The 9,807-nt window shown below is 71.0% G+C and carries 8 protein-coding genes; 3 read left to right on the top strand and 5 right to left on the bottom strand.

Annotation, left to right across the window (positions count from 1 at the left end; translation table 11 throughout):
* Together ACFQ3T_RS16705 and ACFQ3T_RS16700 are read left to right on the top strand one after the other, a co-directional pair.
* A partial coding sequence (locus tag ACFQ3T_RS16705; protein WP_380724187.1) for a class E sortase occupies positions 1–1,047 on the top strand: 1,047 nt, incomplete at its 5' end.
* Positions 1,047–1,205, top strand: a complete 159-nt coding sequence (locus ACFQ3T_RS16700; RefSeq protein ID WP_170185175.1) for a hypothetical protein — start codon at positions 1,047–1,049, stop codon at positions 1,203–1,205. The genes ACFQ3T_RS16705 and ACFQ3T_RS16700, both read left to right, overlap by 1 nt.
* 2 nt (positions 1,206–1,207) lie before the next feature.
* On the opposite strand, the gene ACFQ3T_RS16695 is transcribed toward ACFQ3T_RS16700, so the two are convergent.
* Positions 1,208–2,563, bottom strand: a complete 1,356-nt coding sequence (locus tag ACFQ3T_RS16695; protein ID WP_380724186.1) for an FAD-dependent oxidoreductase — start codon at positions 2,561–2,563, stop codon at positions 1,208–1,210.
* A gap of 65 nt (positions 2,564–2,628) precedes the next feature.
* Between ACFQ3T_RS16695 and ACFQ3T_RS16690 the strand changes: the two genes are divergently transcribed.
* On the top strand, positions 2,629–3,273 hold the full coding sequence (locus tag ACFQ3T_RS16690; protein WP_380724185.1) for an aminodeoxychorismate/anthranilate synthase component II: 645 nt from the start codon (positions 2,629–2,631) through the stop codon (positions 3,271–3,273).
* A gap of 68 nt (positions 3,274–3,341) precedes the next feature.
* Here the strand turns inward: ACFQ3T_RS16690 and pknB are convergent, their stop codons facing one another.
* The 4 genes from pknB to ACFQ3T_RS16670 form a co-directional block, all read right to left on the bottom strand.
* Positions 3,342–5,351: a Stk1 family PASTA domain-containing Ser/Thr kinase gene (gene pknB, locus ACFQ3T_RS16685; RefSeq protein ID WP_380724184.1), complete on the bottom strand. Its 2,010-nt coding sequence runs from the start codon at positions 5,349–5,351 to the stop codon at positions 3,342–3,344.
* A 72-nt stretch (positions 5,352–5,423) separates the two neighbouring features.
* Complete coding sequence (locus tag ACFQ3T_RS16680) at positions 5,424–6,884, bottom strand: protein kinase domain-containing protein (protein WP_380724183.1); 1,461 nt, start codon at positions 6,882–6,884, stop codon at positions 5,424–5,426.
* Complete coding sequence (locus ACFQ3T_RS16675) at positions 6,884–8,347, bottom strand: peptidoglycan D,D-transpeptidase FtsI family protein (protein WP_380724182.1); 1,464 nt, start codon at positions 8,345–8,347, stop codon at positions 6,884–6,886. Before ACFQ3T_RS16675 ends, ACFQ3T_RS16680 begins: the two co-directional genes overlap by 1 nt.
* The gene (locus ACFQ3T_RS16670) at positions 8,344–9,807 is read right to left on the bottom strand and encodes an FtsW/RodA/SpoVE family cell cycle protein (RefSeq protein WP_380724181.1); all 1,464 of its coding nucleotides are present in this window, start codon (positions 9,805–9,807) and stop codon (positions 8,344–8,346) included. Before ACFQ3T_RS16670 ends, ACFQ3T_RS16675 begins: the two co-directional genes overlap by 4 nt.

The following is a 9,807-nucleotide window of genomic DNA, read 5'->3' as shown; positions in this document are numbered from 1 at the left end:
CCCGGCCCGCGTCCCCGGCCGACGCCGGACGCCGACGCCACCCGCTACACGAACGCGTTCTCCGGCAGCCTCCCGCCGCCTCCCGGCGGTCGCCCGCCCGCGCCGCCGCGCCGTCCCCGCCCGGTCGAACCGCCCACCGAGGTCATCGCGCCCGTGGACGACTACGACGACGACTACGAGGACTACGCCGACGACGCGTACGAGGACGACTACTACGCGGACGAAGACGACGACTACGAGGACGACCGGCCGCCGCCCCGCGACAGCACGGCGCGCAAGACCGTCCGCGCGATCGGCGAGCTGCTGATCACGGCGGGCCTGGTCATCCTGCTGTTCGTCGTCTACGAGGTGTACGTCACGGACCTCATCTCGGCGGGCAAGCAGGACGACGCCACGCAGGCGCTGGACGACCAGTGGAACTCGAACACCGTCGAGGTGGACGAGCAGCGGAAGGTCCAGTACGACCTGCTGGACGGCCAGGCGTTCGCCAAGATGTACATCCCGGTGTTCGGCCCGGACTACAAGTTCTCCATCGTCGAGGGCACCACGGACAAGGACCTGGAGATCGGGCCCGGCCACTACAAGGGCACCGCGCTGCCGGGCGACCCGGGCAACTTCTCCGTCGCGGGCCACCGGGTCGGCAAGGGCGCCCCGTTCAACGACCTCGACCTGCTCAGCTCCTGCGACGCGATCCTGGTCGAGACGCAGACCCACTGGTTCGTCTACCGGATGCTGCCCAAGTCGAGCGAGGTGGCCGGCTGGGCGGAGAAGCAGGCGAACCCCAAGTGCGCGAACGTCAAGCCGCTCGGCGCGCCGTACGAGAAGGCGGTCGGCCAGCAGATCGTGCTGCCCACCGACGGCGAGGTGATCAACCCGGTGCCCGGCTTCGAGGGAGAGGTGCCGGTGGCGCAGCAGGCGGCGCTGATGACGCTGACGACGTGCCACCCGCGGTTCTCCGACAAGCAGCGGCTGATCGTGCACGCCGTGCTGACGATGAGCTACCCCAAGGCCCCCGGCTTCGTGCCCGAAGAGATGAAGGAGCAGTGATGTACGGGTGGATCTGGCGGCACCTCCCCGGCCCGCTGCCCGTGCGCGTCCTGGAAGCGCTGGTGCTCGTGGCCGGGGTGGTGGCGCTGCTGATGTTCGTGGTGTTCCCGTGGGCGGAGCCGAAGTTGCCGTTCAACAACGTCACCACGCCCCAGTAGGGCTATGACCGGCAGATGTCGGTCATCTCCTCGCGGTCCACGACCTTGATCCGGGCGCGGTCGCGGGCCGCGCCGAGGGCGATCTCGTGCGCGTCGAGCCTGCGCCAGCCGTCGACGGTGGTGAACGGCACGGCGCGCTGCTCCAGGAACCGCACCACGGCGTCCGGCTCGCGGCTCGGCGCGACCGGCAGCCCCGGCGCGTCGGCGAGCAGGCTGGTCACGGTCTCCAGCGCGTCGCCCTTGGTGTGGCCGATGAGCCCGATCGGCCCGCGCTTGATCCAGCCGGTGACGTAGACGCCGGGCATGGCGCGGTCGTCCAGGTCGAGCACCCGGCCCGCCTGGTGCGGCACGGTGCCGGACGCGTGGTCGAACGGCAGGTCGGCGAGGTTCGTGGACCGGTACCCGACGGCGCGGTAGACGGCCTGCACGGGCCAGTCGGTGAACTCGCCGGTGCCGCGGACGCCGCCGTCGCCGGTCAGCTCCATGCGCTCGGTGCGCAGGCCGGTCACCCGGGTCTCGCCGAGCACCTCGACCGGCGCTTCGAGGAAGTGCAGGTGCAGCCGGCGCGGCCGGTCGCCGACGTCGCGGATCGCCCACTCCTGGAGCGTCCGGACGACCATCTCGACCTGCTTGTTCGACCGGATCGCCGCCATGCTCGCCGCGTCGAAGTCGATGCCCTCGGGGTGCACGACCACCTCGACGTTGGGCGAGTGGTCGAGTTCGCGCAGCTCCAGCGGGGTGAACTTGGCCTGGGCGGGGCCGCGGCGGCCGAACACGTGCACGTCGGTGACCGGGCTCGCCCGGAGGCCGTCGTAGACGTTGTCCGGGATGTCGGTGCTCAACAGCTCGTCGGCGGTCTTGGCCAGGATGCGCGCGACGTCCAGCGCGACGTTGCCGACGCCGAGCACGGCGACCTCGCGGGCCCGCAGCGGCCAGGTGCGCGGGACGTCGGGGTGGCCGTCGTACCAGGAGACGAAGTCGGCCGCGCCGTACGAGCCGTCGAGGTCGATGCCGGGGACGTCCAGCGGCCGGTCCTTGTCCGCGCCGGTGGAGAACACGACGGCGTCGTAGAAGTGCCGGAGGTCGTCGAGCTTGAGGTCGACGCCGTACTCGACGTTGCCGAAGAACCGGATGCCCGGCCGGTCCAGCACGCGCTGGAGGGCGTTGACGATGCCCTTGATGCGCGGGTGGTCCGGCGCGACGCCGTACCTGATCAAGCCGTACGGCGCGGGCATGCGCTCGAAGAGGTCGATGCCCACCGTGCCGCCGGACTCGGCGACGGCCTTGGTCAGGATGTCGGCGGCGTAGATGCCGGCGGGACCGGCGCCGACGACGGCGACGCGCAGGGAACGTGTCATACCTCAACGTTAGGTGAGCCTAAGCTCACTTCTGGCGAGAGGTTCGTCACGGCTACGCTGGCGGCATGCGCGTGCTCGTGGTCGACAACTACGACAGCTTCGTCTACAACCTCGTCCAGTACCTGGCCCAGCTCGGCGTCGAGTGCGTGGTCCGGCGCAACGACGCGGTCGAGCTGGACGAGGTCGGCGAGGTCGGTGGCGTCCTCGTCAGCCCAGGTCCGAGCACGCCCGACAAGGCGGGCAGGAGCATGGACGTGATCCGCCACTGCGCGGACACGGGCGTGCCGGTGCTCGGGGTGTGCCTCGGCCACCAGGCCATCGGAGCGGTGTGGGGCGGCACGGTCGACCTCGCCCCGGAACTCCTCCACGGCAAGACCAGTGTGGTGCACCACACGGGCGCCGGTGTGCTCCAAGGGGTGCCGAACCCGTTCACGGCGACCCGCTACCACTCGCTCACCGTGCTGCCGGACACGATCCCGGCCGAGTTCGAGGTGACCGGCCGCACCGAGTCCGGCGTCGTGATGGCCATGCGCCACCGCGAGCTCCCGGTGGAGGGCGTCCAGTTCCACCCCGAGTCCGTGCTGACCGACGGCGGTCACCGGATGCTCGCCAACTGGCTCGCGGTGTGCGGCTTCGAGGTGCCCGAGGGCACCGTCTCCCACCTCGAGAACGGCATGCGCCAACTCGCCGCGGCGGCCCGCCAGAGGTAGGCCGACCCCTGACGAACGCGAAGGCCCCCTCCGCGCGGAGGGGGCCTTCGTCGTCTGCCGCGAGGTCGCTACCTCGTCGAGGTCGGTCCGCCGCCCCCGCCGACGCGGAACTCGGCGAGCACCACGTTGATCCGGGCGTTCTTGCCGACCGGCGTGTTCGGGGCGATCTCCTGGGTCAGGATCTTCTTGTCCTGGGTCAGGTCGTTGACCGTCTCCTTGCCGCTGACCGTGAGGTCGTTGCCGGTCCACCCGGCCTGGCTGAGCTTGGTCCGGGCCTGGTTCTCGGTGAGCCCGCGCAGGTCCGGCATGAGGAACTGGTTGTTCTTCGACACGCTCAACGTGACCAGCGTGTCCTTCGCGACCCGGCCCGGCGCGGGGTTCTGGCCGACGACCTCGCCCTGGTCCTCGGCGCTGTCGACGTCCTTGGTCTGCACCTTGAACCCGTTGCCCTCCAGCGTCGCCTTGGCGTTGGCGACGGTCTGGCCGGTCACGTCGGGCAGCTGCACGGTGTCCGGCGCCTTGCCCAGCTTCACCGTGATCGTGCTGCCCTTGGCCGCCGTGGTGCCCGGGTTCGGCACCTGCTCGGCGACCTTGCCGACCAGCTTCGGGTCGTCGGTCTCGATCGTGTCCTGGGCCTGCTGGAACACCCAGCTCTCGGCTTCGAGCTTCTTCTGCGCGTCCTGCGGCGTCAGCCCGGTCAGGTCCGGGACGGCCAGCTCCTCCGGCTTGTCGCCCACGACGAGCACGACCGGGGTGCGCTTGCCGACCTCGCGGTTCGCGGGCGGGTCGGTCTCCACGACCTTGCCGATGTCGTCCGGGCCGCAGGCGGGCGTGTTGCCCGGCTGGCAGTGCACCGTCCGCACCTCGCCGGCGACCAGCTCGGCGTCCCGGATCGCGTCCTGGGCGGCGACCTGCGTCATGCCGACGAGCTGCGGCACCTTGACCTTGTCCGGCGCCGCGGCGTTGTCCTCGCTGTTGAGCAACGTCGTGGTGATCCAGGTGGCGAGGGCGAGCACGGCGATGCACAGCAGGACGACCAGCGTGACCATGATCGTCTTCTTGCGCCGGGCGCGCCGCTCCTCCTCTTCCTCCGCCAGCGGGTCGTACTCGGCGGCCTCCTCGCGCAGCGCCGACGGCCGGTGCCTGCCGCCCGTGGAGACCTCCGTGCGCGGCGACGAGGACTGGTTCAGCACCGCGGTGCGGTCCTCGGGCGTCATCACGGCGGGCGCGGACGGGCGCTGGCCGGACAGCACGCGCACCAGGTCGGCGCGCATCTCGGCGGCCGACTGGTAGCGGTTCGCCGGCCCCTTGGCCATCGCCTTGAGCACGATCGCGTCGAGCGCCGGCGTCACCTTCGGGTTCAGCGTCGACGGGGGCTTCGGGTCCTCCCGCACGTGCTGGTACGCCACCGCGACGGGCGAGTCGCCGGTGAACGGGGGCTCGCCGGTCAGCAGCTCGAACAGCACGCAGCCCGACGCGTACACGTCCGACCGGCCGTCCACGGCCTCGCCGCGGGCCTGCTCCGGCGACAGGTACTGCGCGGTCCCTATCACGGCGGCCGTCTGCGTCACCGCGGCCTGGCCGTCGTGCACGGCCCGCGCGATGCCGAAGTCCATCACCTTCACCGCGCCCGAGCGGGTGATCATGACGTTCGCGGGCTTGACGTCGCGGTGCACGATGCCGTGCCGGTGGCTGAAGTCCAGCGCGGCCGACACGTCGGCCATGACCTCCATGGCCCGCTTGCCCGACAGCGGCCCCTGGGTCTTCACGATGTCGCGCAGCGTGCGGCCGTCGACGAACTCCATGACGATGTAGGGCAGCGGGCCGTACTCGGTCTGCGTCTCACCGGTGTCGTAGACCGCGACGATGGCGGGGTGGTTCAGCGCGGCCGAGTTCTGGGCCTCGCGACGGAACCGCTCCTGGAACTGGGTGTCACGGGCGAGGTCGGCGCGGAGGACCTTGATGGCAACGTCGCGGCCGAGCCGGACGTCCCGCCCCTTGTGCACCTCCGACATGCCGCCGTAGCCGAGGGTCTCACCCAGTTCGTAGCGGTTGGAGAGCAGTCGCGGAGTGCTCATCAGTGCTTCGTCCCGCTCCTCGTCAACGGTCTCACCATCAAGCCTTGCGTTCGCTGTCGTACCGTTTCGGCGTTAGGTCGGTACACACGTCACCGTGACCCGTGAGCCGATCGCAACCTCACCGGTCGGCGCCAGGTCCGACACCAGGCACCGCCCCTCGTCCCGCGGCGCGCCCCCGTCCTCGGAGTGCACCTCGGGCGACAAGCCGTACCCGGAGAGCATCTTCGCGACTTCGTCCACCGGGAGGTCGACGTAGTCCGACTTCGTGATCGTCACCTTCGGTTTGCCGGGGAGCCGATCGGTGGAGTCGTCGAGCGGGCGGGCGCTCGTGGCGCCCGGCTGGTTCGTCCCGCTCGGCGACGCCCCTTCGGGCGACGCCTGGCCCCGCAGCGCCCAGCGCAACGTGACCACGCCCAACACCAGCAACGCGACCACCAGCACAGCGACCATAACCCACACCACGGCGCGATTGCGCCCCGGTGGCCTGGCTCCGGGCGGCAACGGACGGAAAGCGCCCGTGTGCGGAGTGTTCATGGCTGGTGGGACGGGCTGCATGCCCGGACGCGACCCCGGGTGGGTCACCGGGAGGCCCGAATGCGTGTGCTGACCGGGCGGGGGAGTCATGGGCTGCGGCGTCAGCGGCGGGGCCATCGGCGGCGACCCGACGGCCATCGCCAGGCCGGACGGCGCGGGCAGCGGCTGGCCCGCGCGCACCGCGCTCACCGCGGACGCGAACTCGCCGCCGTTGCGGTAGCGCTGGCGCGGGTCCTTCACCAACGTCGCCTCGATCAGCGCCCGCGGGCCCGGCGGCACGTCCGGCGGCAGCGGCGGCGCGATGTCGCGGATGTGCATCATCGCGACCGTCACCGCGTTCTCCGACCGGAACGGCCGGTGGCCCGTCAGGCACTCGTAGCCGCACACGGCCAGCGCGTACACGTCCGACGCGGGCTCGGCGGCGTGGCCCAGCGCCTGCTCGGGCGCGATGTAGTGGGCGGTGCCCATGACCATGCCGCTGTGCGTCACGGGCGCCGCGTCCGCGGCCTTCGCGATGCCGAAGTCGGTGATCTTCACCTTGCCGGTGGGCGTCACCAGGATGTTGCCCGGCTTCACGTCCCGGTGCACCAGCCCGCGCTCGTGCGCCGCCTGCAACGCGTTGCCCGCCTGCTCCAGCACGTCCAGCGTGCGGTCGGCGTTCAGCCTGCCGCGGGCGATGATCGCCGCCAGCGGCTCGCCCTCGACCAGCTCCATCACCAGGTAGGCGGTGTCCTCCGGGCCGTCCGGGATCGACGCGGTCTCGCCGTAGTCGTGCACCGCCGCGATGCCGGGGTGGTTGAGCGACGCCGTGGTGCGCGCCTCGATCCGGAACCTGTTGAGGAACTCGGCGTCGCCGCTCAGCTCCGCCTTCAGCACCTTCACCGCGACCTTCCGGTCCAGCCGGGTGTCGTCGGCCTCCCAGACCTCGCCCATGCCGCCGACCGCGATCCGCCTGCTCAGGCGGTACCGCTCGGCGAGCAACTGGCCGGAGGTCAGCATCAGCGTCCCCCGAGGTACGCGCCGATGACCGCACGGCCGATCGGCGCGGCGACGCGGCCGCCGGTGGCGGACAGGCCCTGCTGGCCGCCGTTCTCGACGATCACCGCGATCGCGATCTCCGGCTTCTCGGCCGGCGCGAAGGCCACGTACCAGGCGTGCGGGTTGGTCGAGCGCACGTCCTCGCCGTGCTCGGCGGTGCCGGTCTTGGACGCGATGGTCACGCCGCTGAGCTTGCCGCCACCGCCGGTGTTGTTCTCCGAGGCGATCATCATGTCGCGCAGCGCCTCGGCGTGCTCGGGCTCCATGGCGTCGTCGACCTCGTCCGGCTTGGTCTCGCTGATCACCTGGAGGTCGGGCGCCAGGATCTTGCCGATGAGGTGCGGCTGCATCCGCACGCCGCCGTTGGCGATGGTCGCCGCCATCACCGCGTTGGCCAGCGGCGTCACCCGGACGTCCTTCTGGCCGATGCCCGTCTGGTAGATCCCGGGCTTCTCCGTCATCGGCCCCAGCGTCGAGGGCACCACCGACAGCGGGATCGACAGGTCCTGCTCGCCGATGCCGAACTTGGCCGCCTGGTCGCGCAGCTTGTCCGCGCCGAGCTCGGCGGCCAGCACCGCGAACGCCGTGTTGCACGACTTGGCCAGCGCCTCCTGCAGCGACGCGGTGACGCCGTTGCCGCAGACGGTGTCGTTGAAGTTCGGCAGCGGGGTGTTCGTGCCCGGCAGCGTGATCACCGGGCGGCCGTCGACCTCGCTGTCCTTGTTCTTGCCCTCGGCCAGCGCCGCCGCCGTCACCACCAGCTTGAACGTCGAACCGGGCGGGTAGTTCTCGTGGATCGCGCGGTTGAGCATCGGCTTGGACTTGTCGGCGTCGAGGCCGACCCACGCCTGCTCCTGCACGTCCACGTCGTGGCTCGCGAGCACGTTCGGGTCGTACGACGGGGTGCTCGCCATCGCCAGGATCTCGCCGGTCTGCGGCCGGATCGCCACCACCGTGCCGGTCACACCCTGCAGCCGCTCGTACGCCGCCTGCTGCAGCCGCGCGTCGATGGTCAGCTGGAGGCTGCCGCCCTTGGGATCGCGGCCGGTGATCAGGTCCGACACCCGGCGCGCGAACAGCCGGTCGTCGGAGCCGTTGAGCAGGTCGTCCTCGGCGCGTTCCAGCCCGCCCGCGCCGTACAGCGTGGAGAAGTAGCCGGTCACCGGCGCGAACACCGGGCCGTTGGCGTAGGTGCGCAGGTACTTCAGCCGGTCGTCCACCCGCTGCACGCCGGCCAGCGGCACGTCGTCCGCGGAGATGATCTGGCCGCGTTCCCGCGAGTACTGGTCCAGGATCACCCGGCGGTTGAGCGGGTCCTTGCGGTAGTCGTCGGCTTTGATGACCTGCACGTACGTGGCGTTGCCCAACAGCAGGAGCATCATCGCCATCATGACGAGGCCGACCCGGCGGAGCGGTGTGTTCATTTCGGACGCTCCACCATGACTGTGAACTGGTCGGCGATGGCCGGCTGCTGCGGCCGGGGCTTCGGCGTCGACTTCGGCGCGCGCGCCGCGTCCGAGATGCGCAGCAGCAGCGCCACCAGGATGTAGTTCGCCAGCAGCGACGAGCCGCCCTTGGACAGGAACGGCGCGGTGATGCCCGTCATCGGGATCAGCTTCGTCACGCCGCCCACGACGATGAAGATCTGGAACGCCACCGCGAACGCCAGGCCGCCGCCGAGCAGCTTGCCGAACGTGTCCCGCACGGCGAGGGCGCCGCGCATGCCGCGCATCGCGAGCACGGTGTAGATCAGCAGCACCGCGGCCAGCCCGACGAAGCCCAGCTCCTCGCCGATCACGGCCGTGATGAAGTCGGTGTTCGCCTCCGGGATCTGGTCCGGCCGGCCGCCGCCCAGGCCCGCGCCGAACATGCCTCCCGTGCCGAGCCCGAACAGCGACTGCACGATCTGGTAGCCCGCGTCGGTGGGGTCCGCGAACGGGTCCAGCCAGTTCTGCACCCGGATCTGGACGTGCCCGAACAGCCTCCACGCCACGAAGGCGCCGACGCAGAACATCACCACGCCCAGCACCACCCACGCGGCCCGCTCGGTCGCCACGTACAGCAGCACCAGCACGATGCCGAAGAACAGCAGCGAGCTGCCCAGGTCCTTCTGCAGCACCATGATGCTCACGCCGACCGCCCACGCGGCGATCAGCGGACCCAGGTCGCGGGCGCGCGGCAGGTCCAGGCCGATCACCCGGCGTCCCGCGATGGTGAACAGGTCCCGCTTCGACACCAGGAACGCGGCGAAGAACACCATCAGCAGGATCTTCGCGAACTCACCCGGCTGGATGGAGAACGCGCCGAAGCTCAGCCAGATCTTCGCGCCGTTGATCTCCGGTGCGATGAAGCTCGGCAGCACACCGGGCAGCACCAGCGCCACCAGGCCGAGCAGGCCGGCCGTGTAGCCGTAGCGGGCCAGCGTGCGGTGGTCGGACAGCACCTTCAACACGGTGCAGAACAGCACCAGCGCGATCGCCGTCCACAGCACCTGCTTCGGCGCGGCGGGCGACCACACGCCGCCGCCGGGCAGCTTCACGTCCGCCATGGCCAGGTCGATCCGGTGGATCATGACCAGGCCCAGGCCGTTGAGCAGCGCCACGCACGGCATGATCACGGGGTCGGCGTAGGGCGCCCACGTGCGCACCGCGAGGTGCGCCACCGTCAGCAGGCCCAGGTACGCCAGCCCCAGCCACAGGATGCGCATGCTGAGTTCCTGCTCCTGGTTCGCCTCCACCAGGATCAGGGCGCCCGTCACCAGGATGGCGGCGAACGCCAGCATGAACAGTTCCGTGCTGCGTCGCGTGGGCGGCTTCAACCCGGGCGACGTGCTGCTCGCCGCCGCGAGCGGTGTGCCCTCCGCGCCGGGGACCGGCGAACCCAT

Source organism: Saccharothrix hoggarensis, assembly GCF_042678885.1.
In the GTDB taxonomy this organism is placed as follows: domain Bacteria; phylum Actinomycetota; class Actinomycetes; order Mycobacteriales; family Pseudonocardiaceae; genus Actinosynnema; species Actinosynnema hoggarensis.
This window is presented reverse-complemented; position numbering and strand designations above follow the sequence as displayed.